The sequence below is a fragment of the Flavobacterium frigidimaris genome (genome assembly GCF_002217275.1).
Lineage (GTDB): Bacteria > Bacteroidota > Bacteroidia > Flavobacteriales > Flavobacteriaceae > Flavobacterium > Flavobacterium aquidurense.
Map to the genome: position 1 here is coordinate 111134 of NZ_MUGV01000015.1, position 22279 is coordinate 133412.

Consider the following 22279-nt stretch of genomic DNA (forward strand, 5'->3'; position numbering starts at 1 on the left):
TTATTATTTTGAATCTTATTTAATTAAGATGCTTTTAAATTTTGCAATGTTTTTCAATGCCATTCCGGTTCCGCGAACAACTGCTCTTAAAGGATCTTCAGCAATGTAAACAGGTAAGTCTGTTTTTAATGAAATACGTTTGTCAAGACCTCTTAACATAGATCCACCACCAGCTAAGTAAATACCTGTATTGTAGATATCGGCAGCTAATTCTGGAGGAGTTTGTGATAAAGTCTCCATTACAGCATCTTCAATACGTTGGATTGATTTGTCTAATGCTTTTGCAATTTCACGGTAAGATACATCTACTTGTTTTGGTTTTCCGGTAAGTAAATCTCTACCCTGAACCGACATATCTTCTGGAGGGCTCTCTAAATCTTCGATAGCAGCTCCTATTTGAATTTTTATTTTCTCAGCAGTACTTTCTCCCACAAAAAGATTGTGTTGAGTACGCATGTAATAAACGATATCATTTGTGAAAACGTCACCTGCAATTTTTACAGATTTATCACATACAATTCCGCCTAATGCAATTACAGCAATTTCAGTTGTACCACCTCCAATATCAACAATCATATTTCCTTTTGGTTGCATGATATCGATACCAATACCAATTGCTGCTGCCATTGGCTCATGAATCAAATAAACTTCTTTTCCGTTTACTCTTTCACAAGATTCTTTTACAGCACGCATCTCCACTTCAGTAATACCAGACGGAATACATACTACCATTCTTAAAGCTGGAGTAAACATTCTTTTTTTCAATGCTGGAATGCTTTTAATGAACATATTGATCATTTTTTCTGAAGCATCAAAATCGGCAATTACACCATCTTTCAAAGGCCTTATGGTCTTTATGTTTTCATGCGTTTTACCTTGCATCATATTGGCTTCCTTACCAACAGCAATGATTTTGCCTGATATTCTGTCACGTGCAACGATTGACGGACTATCAATAACAACTTTATCATTATGAATGATTAAAGTGTTTGCGGTACCAAGGTCTATCGCAATATCCTCGGTCATGAAATCAAAAAATCCCATAAGTTTTTTAGGGGTTTAAAATGTTATAAATAATTATCGAACAAAGTTAAACAAATTAATGTTTAAAATGACGTGTTCCTGTAAATACCATTGCAAGATTATTTTCATTGCAATAATTTATGCTTAATTCGTCTTTTATTGATCCTCCTGGCTGAATTACAGCTGTAATTCCTGCTTTTTTGGCTAATTCTACACAATCCGGAAAAGGGAAAAATGCATCACTCGCCATTGAAGCTCCGGTTAAATCAAAGCCAAAAGCTTTCGCTTTATCAACAGCCTGCATCAAAGCATCAACTCTTGATGTCTGACCAGTTCCTGATGAAATTAAAGTTCCGTTTTTAGCAAATACGATTGTATTTGATTTTGTGTTTTTACAAATTTTAGAAGCAAAAATTAAATCTTCTATCTCTTGTGCAGTTGGCTCTGTAATAGTAACGGTTTTTAAATGCTCTTTAGTATCTGTAATAGTATTTCTGTCCTGAATTAACAAACCATTAAGACATGTTCTTACTTGTCTTGAAGGTAATTCAACTTCATTCTGAACTAATATAATTCTGTTTTTCTTTTCTTGTAAAACGGCAATTGCGTCATCATCATAACTTGGAGCAATTACAACCTCACAGAATAATTTGTTGATTTCTTGTGCTGTAGCCAAATCAATTTTAGTATTTGCGATCAAAACACCGCCAAAAGCCGATGTAGGATCGCAAGCCAAAGCCGCTAAATAAGCTTCGCTAATTGTTTTTCTTGAAGCTAAACCACAAGCATTATTATGTTTTAAAATAGCGAATGTTGGTCCGTCAGTTTTAAATTCGTTAATTAAATTTACTGCAGCATCAACATCTAACAAATTGTTATATGACAATTCTTTTCCGTGAACTTTTTTGAACATAGCGTCAAAATCTCCAAAGAAAAATCCTTTTTGATGTGGATTTTCTCCGTATCTTAAAACTTGTCCGTTTGCAATGCTTTCTTTATAGATGGTTTCATCTGTATTGAAATAATTAAAAATAGCGCCATCATAATGAGAAGAAACATGGAATGCTTTTGTAGCAAACAATCTTCTGTTTTCTAATGTTGTTGCTCCATTTTGCTCTGTAATCAAATCTAAAAGCAAACTATATTCATTTACAGAAGCTACTATTACAGTGTCTTTGAAATTTTTTGCACCGGCACGAATCAATGAGATTCCACCAATATCAATTTTTTCAATAATATCTTGTTCACTTGCACCTGAGGCAACTGTTTTTTCAAAAGGATATAAATCAACAATTACTAAATCAATTTGCGGAATATCAAATTCCTTCATTTGCTGAACATCGCTTTCGTTATCCTGACGATTTAAAATTCCACCAAAAATTTTCGGGTGTAAAGTTTTTACTCTTCCCCCAAGAATTTCAGGAAACGAAGTAATATCTTCTACTGGAACTACAGGAATTCCAAGATTTTTTATAAAATCTTCAGTCCCTCCAGTTGAATAAAGTGTTACGTTTTGTTCGTGTAATTTTCTAACGATTGGCTCTAGTCCATCTTTCGAAAAAACAGATATTAATGCTGATTGTATTGTTTTAGTTGTGCTCATTGTGTAGTTATAATTTTCAGACTGCAAAAGTAGTTTTTTTAAATATTATTTTAAAGAAAATTAATGTAACATTATCTTAAAAAAAACTACTGATGAGTAAGTTAACTTTTATTAGGTTTTTGATTTTAATTTATTGAATTTTACTTTACTGAAAAATACGAAAATATGCTGCTTTATTTAAGATTGTTAAAGGAAAGTCTGAGCTTTGCCATAAATGCTTTACGAAATAACAAATTGCGTACATTATTGTCGTTGTTAGGAGTTACAATTGGTATTTTTTCAATTATTGCTGTTTTGGCCGCTGTTGATTCTCTGGATCGTAAAATCTCTAAAGATTTGAGCAGCCTAGATAAAAATACAATTTATTTAATGAAATTTTGCTTTGGACCTTCTGAAATTCCACAATGGAAAAGAGAGCAGTTTCCAAATGTTAAATATGATGAATATATCGCCTTAAAAAATTCCCTGAATAATACAGAACAGGTGGGGTACCAGCTTTTTGTAAATCATGAAAGTTTAAAATATGATTCAAAAACCGTAGCAGATGTAAATATGGTTCCATCTTCTTATGAAATGGTTGATATTGACGGATTGACTTTTGATAAGGGAAGATTTTATACCGAATCTGAATCGAATTCCGGATCGCCAGTAATTGTTTTAGGATATGAAATTGCAACCGGCCTTTTCGGTTCTGATGATCCTGTCGGAAAAAGTATTCGTTTGTATGGACAACGTTTTACGGTTATTGGCGTTATGACAAAACAGGGCGCGGGTTTTTTTGGTGATAGTAATGATACATCGGTTTATTTTCCGGCCAATTTTTTACGCAGAATGTATGGGGATAGTGATGCGATGACACCGGTAATAGTTTTAAAACCAGTTAAAGGGATCGATATGGATGCTTATAAAGCAGAAGTTGCACAGAAACTAAGGGCTATTCGCGGAATGAAAGCAGGTGAAATCGATAATTTCTTTGTGAATGTTCTTTCGGGCTTTACAGATTTTATTGACGGAATTTTGGGTCAGATGAATGTTGTAGGTTGGATTATTAGTGGATTTTCTCTTTTAGTAGGAGGCTTCGGAATTGCCAACATAATGTTTGTTTCCGTTAAAGAGCGAACCAATTTAATTGGGATTCAGAAATCATTAGGAGCAAAAAATCGTTTTATATTATTTCAATTTTTATTTGAAGCCATAATTCTTTCTGTTATTGGGGGAATAATTGGACTGATAATGGTTTGGGGAATTGCACTGATTTTAACGAAAGTGCTTGACTTCGAATTCGTTTTAAGTTTTGGGAATGTAATTTTAGGAACTACTTTGGCAGCCATTATTGGATTAATATCCGGGATTCTTCCGGCAATTTCAGCAGCCAATTTGGATCCGGTTGAGGCTATACGAACCGGGATGTAAAATATTTTGTGTTATTTAATTGTGATTTTTTTAATATGGATAATCAAATACTTACTTAGTGAGTAGGTAGTTTAAATCAATAAATAAATGAGCTTTAATTTAAAACCTGTCGATACCGTTGAGTCTATTTCTAGAGAAGATTTTAAAAAGAATTATTTAGATAAAAGAAAGCCTTTAATTATAAAAGGTTTAACAAAGGACTGGCCTGCAAGGGAAAAATGGTCAACCGATTATTTTAAAGAAATCGCAGGGGATATTGAGGTAAAACTGGTTGATAATTCTAAAGCTGATCCTACCAAAGTAATCAATGCTTCTATTGCCACTATGAAATTTGGAGAGTATCTCGATTTAATAAAAAGAGAGCCAACACAGCTTCGTATTTTTTTCTTCAATCTTTTTAAACACAGACCCGAGCTAATTAATGATGTAAAAGTTCCAAAGGAATTAATGGGTGGTTTTATAGAAAGCATGCCGGCTATGTTTTTTGGAGGTTCAAGTGCTTTTACTTTTTTACATTACGATATCGATTTGCCTCACCTTTTTCACACCCATTTTGGAGGAAGAAAACACATCATATTGTTTGATTATAAATGGAAGAAAAGACTTTATTGCGTTCCTAATACTACTTATGCCTTGGAAGATTATGATGTTGCAAATCCTGATTTTGAAAAATTCCCCGCTTTAAAAGGTGTTGAAGGTTATGAGGTTTTTCTGGAACATGGAGACACTTTGTTCATGCCAACCGGAATGTGGCATTGGATGCGCTACGTAGACGGTTCTTTTTCATTAAGTCTTCGTGCATGGGATCGATCTATAACGCGAAAAATGGCCAGCGTTTGGAGTTTATTTATGCATGGCGCAGTTGATAGTGCTATAAAAATAGTTTTTAGAGAACGTTATGCGATATGGCGTGAGAAACTAGCTTTTAAAATAGCTGACAAAGAATTGAAAAGAAACAAGCCAAAAGGTAGTGTGGCTTAGATTTTTTTTATTCAGTTTTTGGGAGTCTGATTTTTGTTTTATCCCATTTGATTATATCTGAGTTATAATATTCATCATTTTTCTTTTTGTATTTAAGAACAGTATCTTCTTCTTGTGTTGTTCTTCTTGTAGAAAAAGATCTTAGTTGGTTTTCATTTAAATAAGAAAGTAGAGCATTATTTCTTATAGTATCATTTTGAGATGCAATTACAAGCATGCGTTTCATTTCATTTCTATTTGCAACATTTTGTTTTATAAAATCAATAATGCTATTATTTGGCACTTTAATTATCTCAATTGGTTTAATGTTGAAAAAATCTGGAATTGTATCTTTTTCTGATTGAATGCAATGCCAAGGCGTATATTCTTTTTGATAAAAATAAAAATCCCCTTTTTGATCTATAATTAGATTGTTGTAGGAGTAAAATCCAGAAGGTGGGAGTGGAATATTTTTCTTTTTTAATTCATTTAAGAATTTGCTCTTCTCGATGGAAATTACATAAGAAGTCTTCTCTTCTTTTTTGTTGCAATTCAAAAGAAGCAAGAAGACCACAAAACCAAAAAAAATTCTCGTCATAACAATCAAGATTTAAAATAAAGATATAAAAAAATCCCATTTGCCTTAGCGAATGGGATTTTATATGATTAGAAGTTTTAAAACTATCTAATTGTATTATTTTGAATCAAATCGATGTACAAGTTGATCTTGTCTTTCAATTCTTTTCTAGGCGTGATAAAGTCTAGGAAACCGTGCTCTAAAAGAAACTCAGCAGTCTGGAAACCTTCTGGCAAATCCTTACCCGTTGTGTCACGAACAACACGGGGACCAGCAAAACCAATCAAAGCACCTGGCTCAGAAATATTGATATCTCCTAACATAGCGTATGATGCGGTTGTCCCTCCGGTTGTTGGATCTGTACAGAGCGAAATATAAGGTAATTTAGCTTCAGCTAACTGGGCTAATTTTACTGATGTTTTAGCTAATTGCATTAATGAATAAGCGGCTTCCATCATACGAGCTCCTCCTGATTTAGAAATCATGACAAAAGGTAATTTGTTTTTGATGGCGTGATCAATACCTCTGGCAATTTTTTCTCCAACAACAGCTCCCATAGATCCACCAATAAAGGCAAAATCCATACAGCAAATTACAAGCTCTTTTCCTTTAGATTTTCCAACTCCTGTACGAACAGCGTCCTTAAGGTGCGTTTTCTCCATTACATCTTTTAATCTTTCTGCATATTTTTTTGTGTCTACAAAATGCAGAGGATCTTTAGATGTCATGTTTTTATCTAATTCAACAAATTCGTTATTGTCGAATAAAATTTCAAAATAGGTTGCGCTTCCAATTCGAACGTGAAAATCATCTTCTGGGCTTACAAATAAGTTTCTCGCTAATTCGTCAGCATCAATAATTTTTCCAGTAGGAGATTTGTACCACAATCCTTTCGGAACGTCCATCTTATCTTCAGTCGCGGTCGTAATTCCTTTTTCGTGTCTTTTAAACCAAGCCATATTTATTAATTTTGTTGTTTCAGGTTTCAGGTTTCAAGTTGCGACACTTGAAACCTGAAACTTTAAACTTTTACTTATAGTGTATTCACATTATTCAAGTCTGCAAAAGCTTGCTCAAGTCTTGTATTGAATGTCACTTCGCTTTCACGTACCCATCTTCTTGGGTCATAATATTTTTTGTTAGGAACATCAGCACCTTCTGGGTTACCAATTTGAGATTTTAAATAGTCAAGGTTTTTAACCATATAATCACGAATTCCTTCTGTATATGCAAATTGTAAATCGGTATCAATGTTCATTTTGATAACTCCGTAGCTGATTCCTTCTCTGATTTCTTCAAGTGTTGAGCCTGAACCTCCGTGGAAAACGAAATCTACTGGGTTATGTCCAGTGTTGAATTTGTTTTGAACGAAATCCTGAGAATTTTTTAAGATTTTTGGAGTCAATTTTACGTTTCCTGGTTTGTAAACACCGTGAACGTTTCCAAAAGCTGCAGCAATTGTAAATTTAGGACTTACTTTAGATAATTCTTCGTAAGCATAAGCAACTTCTTCAGGTTGTGTGTATAATTTTGAACTGTCAACATCAGAGTTGTCAACACCATCTTCTTCACCACCTGTAATACCTAGCTCAATTTCTAATGTCATACCCATTTTACTCATTCTTGCTAAATACTCTTTACAGATCTCAATATTTTCTTCGATTGGCTCCTCAGACAAATCGATCATATGTGAACTGAATAATGGTTTTCCTGTTTCTGCGAAATGTTTTTCAGATGCATCTAACAAACCATCAATCCAAGGTAGTAATTTTTTTGCACAGTGGTCAGTATGTAAGATTACAGTTGCCCCGTAAGCTTCTGCCAAAGCGTGAATATGTTTTGCTCCTGCGATTCCGCCAGCGATTGCTGCTTTTTCGCCTGCGTTAGACAATCCTTTTCCTGCGTTAAATTGTGCTCCTCCGTTTGAAAATTGAATGATAACTGGCGCATTAAGTTTCGCTGCAGTTTCAAGAACTCCATTAATTGTGCTTGACCCCGTAACATTTACTGCTGGAAGTGCAAATCCTTTTTCTTTCGCATAATTAAAAATCTCCTGTACCTGATCTCCTGTAGCTACTCCTGGTTTAATATTGTGTGCCATTGTAATTTTTTTTAGTTGTTTTTAGGTTTTTAGGTTGCAAAAATAAGAATTAATTAGCATTAGAAAGGATAATTTATTCCAAAATTTAAAACGGAGTGCCCAAAATTGTACTCTTTGAACCAACGGTCTCCCTTCTCATGCGCCGGATTATAAGTCTTAAAGCCTAAATCCAATCGAACAACAAAAAAGCTTAAATCGTATCGTAATCCGAATCCTGTACCTAAAGCAATTTCAGCTAAATCGTTTACGTTGTTAAATGTTGCCTTATCATCGGTGACATTATCGAGCACATTCCAGATATTTCCGGCGTCTGCAAAGACAGCTCCTTTAACATCTCCAAAAACTTTGAATCGTAATTCGGCACTTAATGCAATTTTCATATTTGCCTCATTAAAATCATCTAACGCATCTGTGCTTCCAGGTCCTAATGAATAAGGTTGCCACGCACGATTATCATTTGAACCCCCGGAATAATAACTTCGTGAAAACGGGATATAATCTGAATTACCAAAAGGAATCGCAATTCCGAAAAAGCTTCGGACAGCCAAAACTTTTTCTTTTCCAAAGTCCCAATGTTTAATATAATCAAACTCTGTTTTAATATATTCTGAATATTCTAAGTTGAATATTTCATAGTTACCGTTCACATTTTGAGGAAGATTCGCAACGTTTGAAATTAAGGACAACAAAGTACCGGCTGATTCTATTTTAGCTTTAAATTGATAGAAATTATTGTCGGCAAGATCTTTTTTTGTTGTTTTAGTAAAGGTATAACTTGACGCTAGAATAAAATCATTTTCAGTCAAACGAACTCTTCTTTCTTCTATACTCTCAACATCTTTATATTGTTGGTCCGCTGGAGTTAAGGCTGTTTGTCCGCTTAAAACATCATCAGTAAAACCTGTTGTTCCTGAGGAAATTATTAAATTTCCATTACTATCAACATTGCTTGGTGTTGTATTGTAAACATTTGCAATACCATTTAATTCATCATATGAAGAGGTGTAAACATTAAAATAATTATCAGGATTTAAGTTACGCACAAATTGAGCATTAAGTACTTCTAATTTGGCGGTGTTCAAACGTTTTGGAGACCAGTTGTATGATAATGCGCCGGTAAAATTTTCTTTATCTAAACCAATATTTCGCTGTTTTGAGAAACCAGCTGCAATACTGGTAGAAGGAATCATTCTTTTAGGAATAATCTTTTCTGTTCCAAAAGGCATTAAGATTCTTGGAAAATTAAGTTTAGTATCAATTCCATATTCCGAAACATTAAAGAAATTATTATTAGGATTGGCCATATCCTTGGATGAACCGACATTTACACGTGCTGAAATTTCTAATGTTTCAGCTCTGTTAAAGACATTTCGAATCGTTTCTGAAACACTGGCTCCAATTCCAAAATCCTGAATATTAGAATGTGTTACATCTAGCGTTGCGCCAAAACTATATTTTTTTCTTGGTGTTAAATAAACATTAGCGACTAAGGATTGCGCAGTCGAATCGCGTTTATCGACTTCATATTGTATAGAAGGATAATTAAAAATCTTAAGGTTATTTAAATAACGCGATGAAAGTGTTGTTCTTGTGTCAGAGTAGGTACTTCCTTTATTAATAAAAATAGCGTCTGTAATTGCTCTGGGTTTGTATTTTAGCTTTTTGTAGCTGTATAAATTAAAGTTTTTATAAGTTGTACTGTCCGTTATTTTGCTTTTTGCATTGGCAGCAGAGTAATCGGTATAAATATTTACATCGCTTATTTTATATAATTTAAATGGTTCAGTTCTGCTTGAATCTCTTTCCTGAATATTATTATTGCCAATTTTTAAATTAATATCTGCCTTATTTTTTTTACCAATTGTATCGATATCAAAAGTAACATAAGTTGGTTGGAAGAAATAAGCACCGTGATTTCTAAAATAAGTTGTAATACGATTTTTTTCTTCTTCAAAATCTGAAGTTTTATATTGCTTTCCGGATTTTAAAACAGAAGGTTCCGGATTTGTCTTATATAAAGAATCTAAGGCAGGAGTTAAAATAGTTGTTCTGATAGAATCTAAAGTATAACCGGGTCCGGTAAGAATATTATAATTTATCCTGGCCTTTTTTGGAGCAATACTGTCAATTGTATAATCTGTTTTTACATTGAAATAACCATTGTTGAAATAATAGAATTTTAAACGTAATAAAGTTTTTTTTGTTTTTGATGTGTCAATAATAACAGGCGGTTCACCAGTATTTTTTAAGAAATCATGAATACCTTTGTACAAAAATGATTGTCCAAGACGATCTACTTGTTTTGCAGAAAGTACCTTTGACCAATTTTCATATCGGCCAGGGTGATTTTTAAATCGTGCCTGATAGGTTGAATCAGGATTTAAATTGGCTAAGTTGTATAAATTCAAACGTAATTTGTAACCTAATAGAGTACCATTTGGTTTTTGATACATTTGATTTGATGCATTTTCATCATTTGTAGACTTTCCATTTACAAGAATATTATTTTTTACGAGAAGATTTTTTCCATCGGGAACTCTTTTTACGGCATTACAAGCAGAAATAAATATTGCTATTAGAATAAATGCTATTATTTTTGTGGAATTCTTTTTCAAGTGTTTTTAAATATTTAATTCAAAAGTACATTATTTTATGGTTAGTAAAAACCAAATAAAACTTATAACAGGTTTACATCAAAAAAAGCAACGTTTTGCAAATCAATTATTTTTTGCCGAGGGCGTAAAAGTAATTCAGGAATTGTTGCAATCCAATTTTGAATTAGAACATTTATACACGACTCTAAATGATTTTGAGACTGTTCAGTCTGCAAAGCGTACTCTTATTAATGAGCAGGAACTTAAAAAAATAAGTGCTTTGGCAACTCCAAATTCTTGTTTGGCTGTGTTTAAAATCCCTGTCGAAAATAAAGTAATCGATTCAGGATTAATCATTGCTTTAGACGACATCCGCGACCCCGGAAATTTGGGAACGATTTTGCGTCTTTGCGATTGGTTTGGTATCAAACAAATCATTTGCTCTAAAGAAACAGTAGATATTTATAATCCAAAGGTAGTTCAGGCTACAATGGGGTCTATTGCCAGAGTAAATGTTAATTATGTTGATTTAAAAACTTTTCTCACACAAACAAAATTACCGGTTTTTGGAACTTTTATGGATGGTGATAATATCTATCAGTCCAATCTGCCTCAAAGTGGAATCATTATTATGGGTAATGAAGCCAATGGTATTTCAGCAGAAATTGAAAAAATAGTAACCAGCCGAGTCTCAATTCCAAGGTTTGGAGAGCTACAAAAAACAGAAAGTTTAAATGTGGCTACCGCAACAGCAATTATTCTTAGTGAATTTAAACGGAATAGTTAAGAATTTGTTTTAATGAAAAGTGAAATTTATTAAAATTGCTCTCGACTTCATTGAGTCAATATTATCTGTCCACGGACTTGGTCCTTTTGCAGGATTGTCACGAATTAATTCATCAGTAATACCAAACATTCCTCTAATCGAAGGTGAGAAAATAAAGTATTCAGAGAAAATATCTATTCCAAAACCCAGTTCGTAAGCTGCGGTCCATGGTTTTACTCTAAATTTCCCTTCAAAATTATCATCTTGCGATTTTGAATTACTAGATAAGTTTAATGTAGTCGACATTCCTCCTACTAAATACGGACGAATATTTCCGGTACGTAGCGACGAGAATTTTAATAACAACGGAAAGTGAATGTAAGTACTGTTTACTTCTCTCAAGTAATCTTTCTCTAAAGCCATGTTTGGATAATACAAATCACGTTTTGTATAGTACAACCCTGGTTCAAAACGTAAATTAATATATTCCTGTAATCTTAAATCGGCAACAACACCAACATTAAAGCCAGTAGTCTTTTTTACCTGAATATCCGGACCCGGATTTTTGTAGTCAAATTTAAAATCAAAACTATTGAATCCCAGGTAATAACCAAAATACAGGCGTTGCTTTTGCCAGTTTTCAAGATTGATAATAGGATCTTTGCTAAACATACTTTTAGCAAATTGCGAATATCCTTTTGTCGATAAGACTAATAAAAGTAAGATTACTGTTTTTTTCATACTATTTTTTAGAAGCAGAATAAATGGTTGCAACTCCAAAAGTTTGAGGCATTGCCACAACATCTATAAACCCAATTTTTCTCAAAATATTGTTTAAAGCTTCTCCATAAGGAAAAACAGCAGCAGATTCTGATAAATAGCCATAAGCTGAATTGTCTTTTGAAAATAATTTTCCAATTATTGGGAGTATATTTTTACTATAAAATCTATAACCTTGTTTATAGGGAGTTTTATCTGGAACTGAAGTTTCTAAAATAACAAATACACCACCAGGTTTTAAAACTCTTAAAATTTCAGAAAAACCTTTTTCCAGGTTTTCAAAATTTCGAACTCCAAAGCCAACGGTAATAGCATCAAAGTAATTATCCTCAAAAGGAATGTTTTCTGAATCTCCTAAGACTAAATCAATAATACTAGAAAGATTTTTATCTTCAACTTTCTTTTTTCCTACCTCAAGCATTCCTGCAGAAATATCAAGACCAATGATTTTTTCAGCCCTAGTCTGAGCCATTAAAATAGCCAAATCGCCGGTTCCTGTTGCAATATCAAGAATGATTTTCGGATTAGTATCCGATACTATTTTTAATACTTTTTTTCGCCATTTAATGTCGATTCCAAAGGAGATTACGCGATTCAAATTGTCGTAGTTTCCAGAGATGTTATCAAACATTTGGGCAACTTGCTCTTTTTTACCTAAAGAAGAGTCTTTATATGGGGTTATTTTTTCAGACATTTTTTTTATTTACGCAAATATAATACAAACTGTGTTAACTGTAATTGCGTTTTTTAATTTGTAAATCAAATGTTTTAGAATAAGCTTTTTAGAAAGTATTTCCTTTCAGATCTTATAGCTCACTAAAAGTGGGTATTTTAAAAAAATCACTAAAAGTGGGTATTGTATGATACTGAATATATAGCCACTTTTGCTAAAGATAAAATGATGAAGTTTTAATGATTGATGGGATAGAATGACTTAAATCAAATGAATACTTTCTTTGCACTGGTAATCTCATTTGTTCTTGTAAGTAGTTTTGGAAGTATTGTTTTTAAACCACAATACTGTTTTTTTTAGAAGTGCAAAATACGTTCTTAGGATTAAATTTGTTTTTGGAAATTTTAATTTTCTTGCCTTTAATATCTTAGTGGTATTTGTTATTAAGGGCTCTTTTTTGAGGTTTATCCTCAATTAACTTTAATGTTATTCAGTTAATTCAAATGTTTAAACATTTGTGATTTTTACAAAAACTATTTCCTGAAAGAGTCAGCTCTAAAAAATCAATCGTTCTTTAAAAAACATCCTTCAAAAGAGGATGTTTTTTTATTTATCGTCTAATGTAAGTTTCGTAAGTATAATCATAAAGATGTTTTTCGTCTCTAAAATTTTCTTCGGATTCGACTAATTGCCAATCGGTTTTGTCAATTTCAGGAAAATAGGCATCAGCATCAAAACTATGATGTACTTTGGTTATTTCTAATATATCAGCATGCTCCATTCCTAAATTGTAAATCTCGCCTCCGCCAATGATATAGGAATCTTCATTTTCTGGACAAACAGCAATCGCTTTTTCTATGCTGTCTACAACAATACAACCTTCAGGATTGTAATCGCTTTGACGTGTTATTACAATATGAACTCGGTTTGGTAATGGTTTAGGAAAGCTTTCAAAAGTTTTTCTCCCCATGATAATGTGATGATTGGTTGTAAGAGATTTAAATCTTTTAAAATCATTTGGCAAATGCCATACTAACTCATTATTTTTTCCAAGAGCGTTGTTTTCGGCTACCGCCGCTATCATTATAATCATGGTATTCTGAGACTAAATTTTATTATCGGTATCCTCATTTATTTTGGACTCTAATTGACTGATTCTTTTTTGCTGTAAAGCAACAAGTCTGTCAATTTGTTCTCTTTCCCATTTTTTATTCATAAATCGGTCTGTAATATAGACTTTAATAAAGTGCAGGATAAAGATGAAAAACCATGTTGTAATGCCCCAAATACACCAGTTTTGATCTGTGTTAGCACCGAAGCCAAAAAATCTGTTTGCAATAAATAAAAATAAACTACCTAAGAGAAAAAGTACAAAATGAAAATATAGTATTTTCTTCTGTCTAAGTCTTCTTCTGGCATATTCGTATTGTTCGTGTACTTCTTTTTCCATAGGACAATTAATGAATAATGAGGTTATAAAGTTAAAATTTATTTTGAAATCATGGGGTTTTTGATCGTAGAATATTTGTGCTCAAGGGAGTGCTAAATGAGAAATACGAAATTTTTTACACTTTAAATTATGGATATAATTAAAAAAATATACTGTTTTTAATATTATAACAAATCGATATGGAGGTTGTTGAATGTTCAGCTGAATTTCTGTAATTTAGGTGTATAAATCTAAAAACTAAATAGTTATGTCTTTAAAGAAACAATTTATCAAAACAAAACCAGTGTGTAAAGTTACTTTTTCTGTAGAGGCTAAAGATGCAAATTCGGCTGCGGTAGTAGGAGATTTTAACAATTGGAATCCAGAAGAAGGGACTTTGAGCAAATTAAAAAACGGAACTTTTAAAGCTACTTACGACTTAGTGAAAGATGCTATTTATGAGTTTAAATATGTAATTGACGGATTATATGTGAATGATCCTGAAGCTGATTCTTATAAATGGAATGATTTTGCAGGAAGTGAAAATAGTGTTTTAGTTGTATAAAAAAATCCGCAATCAGCGGATTTTTTTATATTTATACAGCAACACTTCCTTTTATGCCAGCATGTGGTTCATAATCTAAAAGTGTGAAGTCGTTAAACTCAAAATCAAAAATATTTTTGATATCAGGGTTTAAAATCATTTTTGGTAATGGTTTTGGCTCACGGCTTAATTGCAACTCTAGTTGTTCGATATGGTTGTTGTAGATATGTGCGTCTCCAAAAGTATGAATGAATTCGCCTGCCTCTAAATCACAAACCTGAGCGATCATCATGGTTAGTAACGCATAAGAAGCAATATTAAAAGGAACTCCTAAAAATATATCAGCACTTCGTTGATACAACTGGCAAGAAAGTTTGCCTTTTGTCTCGCCTTTTTCAATGTCGGGACTCGAAACATAAAATTGAAAAAAGGCATGGCAAGGAGGTAAAGCTGCCTTGTTGTTGGCTACGTTTTCTTCGAATGATTTTTTCGTATCTGGTAAAACAGACGGGTTCCATGCAGAAACCAGCATTCTGCGGCTGTTTGGGTTTGTTTTAAGTTCGGTAATCAATTCAGAGATCTGATCAATTTCTTCACTATTCCAATTGCGCCATTGATGACCGTAAACAGGTCCTAAATCGCCATTTGAATCTGCCCAGGCATCCCAAATTTTGACTCCGTTTTCCTGAAGATACTTAATGTTAGTATCGCCTTTTAAAAACCAAAGTAATTCGTAAATGATCGATTTTAAATGTAGTTTTTTGGTCGTAACCATTGGGAAACCTTCACTTAAATCAAAACGCATTTGGTAGCCAAAAACACTTTTTGTTCCTGTTCCTGTTCGGTCTCCTTTTTGGCAACCGGTTTCTAAAACATGTTTTACTAAATCTAAGTATTGCTTCATGATTTTTTTGCTTTAAGCTTTAGGCAAGAGGCTTTAAGCTTACTGCCTAAAGCTTATTGCTTATTGCTTTATAATTATCTTTTCGAGATTTCGTCTCTAATTTTAGCTGCTTTCTCATAATCTTCCTGAGAAACGGCCTGGTCTAAAAGCTCATTAAGTTCTTGCAAAGTATGTTTAGCATAAACATCTCCAGATTGATTACTTTCTTCTTCATGACCAAAAGTTTCCGGATTAGAAAGTACATCATCAATTTCCTGAGCGCCTGAATCGGTGTCTGCAGTATTTGATTTTAAATAAATTCCCGCTTTATCCAGAATGTTTTTATAAGTAAAAATCGGAGCATTAAAACGCAAGGCAAGTGCAATAGCATCAGAAGTTCTGGCATCAATAATTTCTTCGATTTTATCTCTTTCACAGATTAAACTTGAATAGAAAACACCATCTACCAATTTGTGAATGATTACTTGTTTTACGACTATATCAAATCTTTCTGCAAAGTTTTTAAATAGGTCGTGTGTTAATGGGCGAGGAGGTTTTATTTCTTTTTCTAAGGCAATGGCAATTGATTGGGCTTCAAAAGCACCAATTACAATTGGTAATTTTCTTTCACCGTCAACTTCATTCAAAATTAAGGCATAAGCGCCATTTTGAGTTTGACTGTATGAAATTCCTTTTATGGACAATTTTACTAGACTCATATATATGGGTAAAAAAGGGCAATTACTGCCTCATTTTAATACTTTTTTTGATTGAAAAATAAAGGTGCAATTTTAATCAAAAAATATGGAACAAAAAAGCTACCTAAAACAAAGATACGATTATCTTGTTTTTAGGCAGCTATATTTTGATAGAGAATTTTAAATTAAGAATGTTGTGCTTTAAAAGCTTTTAATTTCTCTGTTAACTTAGGTACGATTTCAAATGCATCTCCAACAATACCATAATCAGCTACTTTAAAGAAAGGAGCTTCAGGGTCACTGTTGATTACTACTTTTACTTTTGAAGAATTGATTCCCGCAATATGTTGGATTGCCCCAGAAATTCCAATTGCAATGTATAAGTTTGTTGCTACTGGTTTTCCTGTTTGCCCAACGTGTTCGCTATGAGGTCTCCACCCTAAATCTGAAACTGGTTTAGAACATGCTGTTGCAGCACCTAATACTGCAGCTAAGTCTTCAACTAATCCCCAGTTTTCAGGTCCTTTTAACCCACGTCCTCCAGAAACTACGATATCAGCATCAGCGATAGAAACTTTTCCTGTTACTTTTTCTACTGATTCTACTTTTACCCCAAAATCATTGTCTCCAATAGACGGATTGAAATCTTCTTCAGTTGCAGATCCAGCACTTTCGAAAATTCCATAAGAGTTTTTAGCCAAACCAAGAACTTTTACATCAGTACTGATTTCAGTAATGTTAAAAGCTTTGTTTGAGAAAGCATTTCTTTTCACCTGAAAAGGAGAAGTGCTAACCGGCAATCCAACAACATTTGAAGCGAAACCTGCATTTAATGCCACTGCAACTAGTGATGAAAGATAGATACTGTCTGTAGTAGAAGAAAGTAATACTAATTTTGTTCCTTCTTTTTCAGCTGCTTGTTTGATAACATCGGCATAAGCTTTAGCTGTAAAACCTGCTAATTTATCGTTGTTTACTTTTAGAACTTTATCAACTCCGTATTTAGATAATTCGCTTACGTCACTGATGTTTACGGTTAAAGCGGTTACAGTTGTCCCTAAAGATTCTGCTACTTTCTTAGCGTAAGAAGCTAATTCAAAAGCAACTTTTTTAAATTTTCCTTCTGCAGATTCTGCATATATTAATATTGACATATTTTTTTTGTTTATAAGTTTAAAGTTTCAGGTTTCAAGTTCGAAAACTGAAAACTGCGACTGAATACTGATTACTAGATTACTTTAGCCTCGTTGTGTAATAAATTGATTAACTCATCTAAATTATCAGGAGAAATTAATTTCACTGCTGATTTAGGAGCTGGTTTTTCAAATTTCACTGCCTTTGTATTTACAGGAGCATCAACTGGCTCAAGAATAGTTAAAGCTTTTGTTCTTGCTGTCATAATTCCTCTCATGTTTGGAATACGTAAATCTTTTTCTTCAACAAGACCTTTTTGTCCACCAATAATTAATGGTAGAGTGGTGCTTACTGTTTCTTTTCCACCATCGATTTCACGAACTGCTTTTACATTGTTTCCGTCAACGGTTACATTTGTACAAGAGTTTAAAAAGTTAGAGCCTAAAATTCCTGCAATCATTCCAGGAACCATCCCTCCATTATAATCTAAAGACTCTTTTCCGGCAATTACAAGATCGTATCCGCCATTTTTAATTACTTCTGCTAATTGTTTTGCAACAAAAAAACCATCAGTTGGATTAGCGTTTACACGAATCGCTTCGTTTGCGCCAATTGCCAATGCTTTACGTAAAGTTGGCTCTGTGTCAGGTCCTCCAACGTTAATAACAGTTACAGTTGCTCCTTGTTGTTCCTGAAACCAAATTGCACGTGTTAAACCAAACTCGTCATTAGGATTAATTACATATTGTACACCGTTGGTATCGAATTCTGAATCACCATTGGAGAAGTTAATTTTTGAAGTAGTATCAGGTACATGGCTGATGCAAACTAATATTTTCATAAGTATATATTTTATATTTATAATATGCTTTGACAAATTTAGAAATTAAAATCGGAATAATATACTATGCATGCATAATATTTTTTAAAAACTATTACGTTTTCGAAGATTCTGGAATTTGAATGTCCTTTTGTTAGAATATGAAATTGAAAATTCAGTTATTTACTCTGATTCTTAGGAATTTTGCAATAGCATTACGGTAGGTAACTGTTAAATTTGAAGTCGATTTGTACTAATTTTTGATTTGTTTCGTTTGAAGATAGAATTTACTCTAACCAGAATTAAACAAATAAGGTTGAGTTTGTCTGAAAAATGTTTTTGTGTAGAGGATAATCGCAATTATATCGATTTCGTAATATCACAATAAAATTTAAAAAGTTAAAAGCGAAGAAGAGAAGGAACTTCATGTGATTTTAAATTCAATTTATGCTTTTAAGTTATTTAAAATATTTATTTTTGCTCTTCAGAAAATTCAACATACAATATAAATATGAGAACAATACAATTTAGAGAGGCCATTTGTGAAGCGATGAGCGAAGAAATGCGTCACGATGAATCCATATATTTAATGGGCGAAGAAGTTGCAGAATACAACGGAGCATATAAAGCTTCAAAAGGAATGCTTGCTGAGTTTGGCGAAAAAAGAGTAATCGATACTCCAATTGCTGAGCTTGGTTTTACAGGAATTGCAGTAGGATCAGCTATGAATGGCTGTCGTCCTATCGTAGAGTACATGACATTCAACTTCTGTTTAGTTGGTATTGATCAAATTATAAATAATGCTGCTAAAATGCGTCAAATGACTGGGGGACAATTTAATGTGCCAATCGTTTTTCGTGGACCAACTGCTTCTGCAGGTCAATTAGGAGCAACTCACTCTCAAGCTTTAGAAAACTGGTTCGCTAATACTCCTGGTCTTAAAGTTGTAGTTCCTTCTACACCTTATGATGCAAAAGGACTTTTGAAATCTGCAATTCGTGATAATGATCCTGTAATTTTTATGGAATCTGAGCAAATGTATGGTGACAAAGGTGAAGTGCCAGACGGAGAATATACAATTCCATTAGGAGTTGCTGATGTTAAACGTGAAGGAACAGATGTTACAATCGTTTCTTTTGGAAAAATCATCAAAGAAGCTTTTATCGCTGCTGATGAATTAGCTAAAGAAGGAATTTCATGTGAGATTATCGATTTAAGAACAGTTCGTCCAATGGATAACGAAGCAATTTTAAAATCTGTTAAGAAAACAAATCGTTTAGTAATTTTAGAAGAGGCTTGGCCTTTTGCAAGTATTTCATCTGAAATCACTTATATCGTTCAGGAACAAGCTTTTGATTTCCTTGATGCGCCAATTCAACGTATTACAACTGCAGATACTCCTGCTCCTTACTCTCCTGTTTTACTAAAAGACTGGTTGCCAAATGCAGCTGATGTAGTAAAAGCAGTAAAGAAAGTAATGTACAAATAGTCAAACAAACAATACTTATAAAACTTCATCAGTCATATTAATTGATGAAGTTTTTTTTTGCCACATGATAAAGAAAATAATTTTACTCAGCCTGTTTTTGGTATTTGCATTTGCAAATATTGCTACTGCACAAACTAAAGTGAGCGGAATTGTTTTGGATAAAATGAATCAGCCTGTTCCGTTTGCTAATATTGTTTTTAAAGGCTCAAATACCGGAATAGTATCTAATGAAGATGGTCGTTTTTATTTAGAATCACCAAAAACATATACGGCATTATTAGTGACTTCGGCAGGATTTTCGGACAAGGAAATTCCTTTGGAAAAAACAGTTAATTATAATTTTAAAATTGTTTTAAGCGAAGCTGAAGCGTTAAATGAAGTTGTAATTTTTACCGGAAAAACGTCAAAAAAGAATAATCCGGCATTAGATATTTTGAGGAAAATTTGGGAACGAAAACGTAAAAACGGTTTGTACCAATTCAATCAATACCAGATGCAGAAGTATGAAAAAGTCGAGTTTGATATGAACACGATCGATAGTGCTTTTATGAAGAATAAACTGTTCAAAGGAATGGAGTTTGTTTTTAATCATGTGGATACTTCTGATGTTACCGGGAAAACATACCTTCCAATTTTCATCAATGAATCTGTATATGATGTATACGGTGACAATAAATTAAAGAAAACAAAAGAGAATATTACCGGAAGTAAAACCTCTGGTTTCAATGGAAATCAACAGATCCTATCTTTTGTAAAAGACCTTTACTCCGATTATAATATCTACGATAATCATCTTACTTTTTTTGATAAGAGTTTTACAAGTCCGCTTTCAAAAACAGGGATTGATGTATATAATTATGTTTTAAAAGACAGTGCTTATATCGACAAAAAATGGTGTTATAATATTGTTTTTTATCCAAGACGAAAAAACGAATTGACTTTTAAAGGAGATTTTTGGGTCAACGATACCACGTTTGCGATCAAGAAAATTAATATGGGTGTTACTAAAAGTGCCAATATTAACTGGGTGAAAGATATTTATATAGAGCAGGAATTTGATGTAGAAAATGATTCTGTTTTTCTATTGACCCGCGATTATATGATGTCTGATTTTGCGTTGAATAAAAAGGAAAAATCGAAAGGTGTTTACGGAAAACGAACAACATTATATCGAGACCATAAATTCAATATTCAGAAACCGGAGAAGTTTTACAAAGAAGAAGTCAATTATATAGACAATGCTGTTTATGATCGACCGGATGAATTCTGGGACGAGAATCGTTTTGAAAAATTAAATAAAGATGAATTGGGTATTTATAAAATGCTCGATACTTTACAGACCGTCAAGCGATTTAAGCAAATATATAATTTGGTTTCTATCCTGGGAAGTGGATATGTAGAGTTTAAGAATTTTGATTATGGACCAATTTTCTCCACATTTGGATATAATGAAGTAGAAGGTTTACGGGTACGTGTGGGAGGAAGAACCTATTTTGGACCAAATGACCCTTGGCGTATACAGGCTTACACTGCCTACGGTTTTGATGATAGTAAATTCAAATATGGAGTTTCAGGAAAATGGATGGTCGATAAGAAAAAACGATTCATTATTTCCGGAGGAAATAGGCGTGACATTGAACAAATTGGAGCAAGTTTAACAACAACCAACGATATTTTAGGACGAAGTTTTGCGTCTTCTGCTTTGTTTACAACAGGAAGTAACGGAAAATTAACGAATATTAATTTGAGTAACATTTCATTTGAAATGGAACCGATGAAGAATTTTGTGGTTCAGGCGGGACTTTCTTACAGAACTTTAGAATCGGCTTCGCCTACTTTTAGTTTGGATTATTATACTACTTTGCCAACGCCTGCAAACCCTGCCGGAGTTGTAGCAAGTGCGGTAACACAATCTGAAGCTAATATCCAATTTGAATTTATGCCTAACCGAAAAACTATTGGTTTTGGTGTAGAAAGAGATCTTGTAGACAGTCCGTTTAGTCATTTCTTTGTGAACTTTAGCTATGGTTTAAAAGGCGTTTTCAATAGCGATTTTGCTTATGAAAAAATACAGATTTACTATAAACAACCTATCATAATCGGACCTTTAGGAAGATCTAACATTATTTTGGAAACAGGTAAGACTTTTGGAACAATTCCGTTAGGATTAATGAGTGTTATTCCGGGTAACCAGACGTATTTTACTATTGAAAATACATTTAGTAATCTGAATTTCTACGAATTCATAACAGATCAATATACGACCTTGCAATGGAATCATGATTTTGGAGGAAGGTTATTTGCCAGAATTCCATTTATGAGAAAATTAAACTGGAGAGAATTTGTTGGTGTAAAAGGAGTTTACGGAACTATATCAGCTGCGAACAGAGCCATCAATGCATCTGATCAGCCTTACAATGCACCGGAAAATGTGTATTGGGAGTATAACGCCGGAATTGGAAATATCTTCAAGGTTTTTCGTATTGATTTCTCCTGGAGGGGAAGTTATCTAAACACTCCGGATGCTAATAAATTTGCAGTAAAAGGATCTTTCGGATTCTATTTCTAGATAAAAATATATTGCCACAAAGACGCCAAGTCGCTAAGTTTAATTCTTTGCAACTTGGCGTTTTTGGCTTTTTACAACTTAATAATTTCACGCAGATTTTGCAGATTTAAGCTGATCTGCGCAGATTTTTATAATTTCGGTTTAAAGAAATAAATCTGCTGAATCTGCTGAATCTGCGAGCAAAAAAAATTTCGCAACTTTAAAAGATTATTTTTTTATTTAA

General features: G+C 33.1%; 20 protein-coding genes. 6 read left to right on the forward strand and 14 right to left on the reverse strand.

What is annotated here, in order from left to right; all coding sequences use genetic code 11:
* Nucleotides 1-15 precede the first annotated feature (15 nt).
* Complete coding sequence (locus tag B0A65_RS08055; protein WP_072954825.1) at nucleotides 16-1044, reverse strand: rod shape-determining protein; 1029 nt, start codon at nucleotides 1042-1044, stop codon at nucleotides 16-18.
* Between the two features lie 55 nt (nucleotides 1045-1099).
* A complete protein-coding gene (purH, locus tag B0A65_RS08060) occupies nucleotides 1100-2626 on the reverse strand; it encodes a bifunctional phosphoribosylaminoimidazolecarboxamide formyltransferase/IMP cyclohydrolase (protein WP_074660409.1) in 1527 nt (508 codons plus the stop codon).
* A 165-nt stretch (nucleotides 2627-2791) separates the two neighbouring features.
* Between purH and B0A65_RS08065 the strand changes: the two genes are divergently transcribed.
* The gene (locus tag B0A65_RS08065; RefSeq protein ID WP_074660410.1) at nucleotides 2792-4039 is read left to right on the forward strand and encodes an ABC transporter permease; all 1248 of its coding nucleotides are present in this window, start codon (nucleotides 2792-2794) and stop codon (nucleotides 4037-4039) included.
* Nucleotides 4040-4126: 87 nt separating this feature from the next.
* On the forward strand, nucleotides 4127-5020 hold the full coding sequence (locus tag B0A65_RS08070; protein WP_074660411.1) for a cupin-like domain-containing protein: 894 nt from the start codon (nucleotides 4127-4129) through the stop codon (nucleotides 5018-5020).
* Between the two features lie 7 nt (nucleotides 5021-5027).
* Here B0A65_RS08070 and B0A65_RS08075 read toward each other — a convergent pair whose 3' ends face one another.
* The 4 genes from B0A65_RS08075 to tamL form a co-directional block, all read right to left on the reverse strand.
* Nucleotides 5028-5597, reverse strand: coding sequence for a hypothetical protein (locus B0A65_RS08075; RefSeq protein ID WP_074660412.1), 570 nt, complete (start codon nucleotides 5595-5597; stop codon nucleotides 5028-5030).
* 83 nt (nucleotides 5598-5680) lie between these two features.
* Nucleotides 5681-6535, reverse strand: a complete 855-nt coding sequence (gene accD / locus B0A65_RS08080; protein WP_029271807.1) for an acetyl-CoA carboxylase, carboxyltransferase subunit beta — start codon at nucleotides 6533-6535, stop codon at nucleotides 5681-5683.
* A 74-nt stretch (nucleotides 6536-6609) separates the two neighbouring features.
* Entirely contained in the window at nucleotides 6610-7677 is a 1068-nt protein-coding gene (gene fbaA / locus B0A65_RS08085) for a class II fructose-bisphosphate aldolase (RefSeq protein WP_072970385.1), read from the reverse strand.
* A 59-nt stretch (nucleotides 7678-7736) separates the two neighbouring features.
* On the reverse strand, nucleotides 7737-10292 hold the full coding sequence (tamL, locus tag B0A65_RS08090; protein WP_083370458.1) for a translocation and assembly module lipoprotein TamL: 2556 nt from the start codon (nucleotides 10290-10292) through the stop codon (nucleotides 7737-7739).
* A gap of 37 nt (nucleotides 10293-10329) precedes the next feature.
* Between tamL and B0A65_RS08095 the strand changes: the two genes are divergently transcribed.
* Nucleotides 10330-11058: a TrmH family RNA methyltransferase gene (locus B0A65_RS08095; protein WP_074660413.1), complete on the forward strand. Its 729-nt coding sequence runs from the start codon at nucleotides 10330-10332 to the stop codon at nucleotides 11056-11058.
* 9 nt (nucleotides 11059-11067) lie between these two features.
* On the opposite strand, the gene porT is transcribed toward B0A65_RS08095, so the two are convergent.
* The 4 genes from porT to B0A65_RS08115 form a co-directional block, all read right to left on the reverse strand.
* Nucleotides 11068-11778 carry a type IX secretion/gliding motility protein PorT/SprT gene (gene porT / locus B0A65_RS08100; protein WP_074660414.1) on the reverse strand — a complete coding sequence of 237 codons (711 nt, stop codon included), beginning with the start codon at nucleotides 11776-11778 and terminating at the stop codon, nucleotides 11068-11070.
* Between the two features lies 1 nt (nucleotide 11779).
* Complete coding sequence (gene ubiE, locus B0A65_RS08105) at nucleotides 11780-12511, reverse strand: bifunctional demethylmenaquinone methyltransferase/2-methoxy-6-polyprenyl-1,4-benzoquinol methylase UbiE (RefSeq protein WP_074660415.1); 732 nt, start codon at nucleotides 12509-12511, stop codon at nucleotides 11780-11782.
* Between the two features lie 589 nt (nucleotides 12512-13100).
* The gene (locus tag B0A65_RS08110) at nucleotides 13101-13583 is read right to left on the reverse strand and encodes a dihydrofolate reductase (RefSeq protein WP_074660416.1); all 483 of its coding nucleotides are present in this window, start codon (nucleotides 13581-13583) and stop codon (nucleotides 13101-13103) included.
* A 12-nt stretch (nucleotides 13584-13595) separates the two neighbouring features.
* The gene (locus tag B0A65_RS08115) at nucleotides 13596-13940 is read right to left on the reverse strand and encodes a 2TM domain-containing protein (protein WP_074660417.1); all 345 of its coding nucleotides are present in this window, start codon (nucleotides 13938-13940) and stop codon (nucleotides 13596-13598) included.
* A 247-nt stretch (nucleotides 13941-14187) separates the two neighbouring features.
* Here B0A65_RS08115 and B0A65_RS08120 point away from each other — a divergent pair, with 247 nt between their 5' ends.
* Nucleotides 14188-14484: an isoamylase early set domain-containing protein gene (locus B0A65_RS08120; protein WP_056190188.1), complete on the forward strand. Its 297-nt coding sequence runs from the start codon at nucleotides 14188-14190 to the stop codon at nucleotides 14482-14484.
* A gap of 31 nt (nucleotides 14485-14515) precedes the next feature.
* Here the strand turns inward: B0A65_RS08120 and B0A65_RS08125 are convergent, their stop codons facing one another.
* From B0A65_RS08125 to B0A65_RS08140, 4 genes are all read right to left on the reverse strand, one after another.
* Nucleotides 14516-15367, reverse strand: a complete 852-nt coding sequence (locus B0A65_RS08125; protein ID WP_074660418.1) for a thymidylate synthase — start codon at nucleotides 15365-15367, stop codon at nucleotides 14516-14518.
* Nucleotides 15368-15441: 74 nt separating this feature from the next.
* A complete protein-coding gene (locus B0A65_RS08130) occupies nucleotides 15442-16065 on the reverse strand; it encodes a bifunctional nuclease family protein (RefSeq protein ID WP_056190192.1) in 624 nt (207 codons plus the stop codon).
* 164 nt (nucleotides 16066-16229) lie between these two features.
* Entirely contained in the window at nucleotides 16230-17198 is a 969-nt protein-coding gene (locus B0A65_RS08135) for an electron transfer flavoprotein subunit alpha/FixB family protein (RefSeq protein WP_074660419.1), read from the reverse strand.
* 74 nt (nucleotides 17199-17272) lie between these two features.
* Nucleotides 17273-18019, reverse strand: coding sequence for an electron transfer flavoprotein subunit beta/FixA family protein (locus B0A65_RS08140; RefSeq protein ID WP_074660420.1), 747 nt, complete (start codon nucleotides 18017-18019; stop codon nucleotides 17273-17275).
* 490 nt (nucleotides 18020-18509) lie between these two features.
* Here B0A65_RS08140 and B0A65_RS08145 point away from each other — a divergent pair, with 490 nt between their 5' ends.
* Complete coding sequence (locus B0A65_RS08145) at nucleotides 18510-19487, forward strand: pyruvate dehydrogenase complex E1 component subunit beta (protein ID WP_026983869.1); 978 nt, start codon at nucleotides 18510-18512, stop codon at nucleotides 19485-19487.
* 67 nt (nucleotides 19488-19554) lie between these two features.
* A complete protein-coding gene (locus B0A65_RS08150) occupies nucleotides 19555-22056 on the forward strand; it encodes a DUF5686 and carboxypeptidase-like regulatory domain-containing protein (protein ID WP_074660584.1) in 2502 nt (833 codons plus the stop codon).
* The last annotated feature ends 223 nt before the right edge of the window (nucleotides 22057-22279 follow it).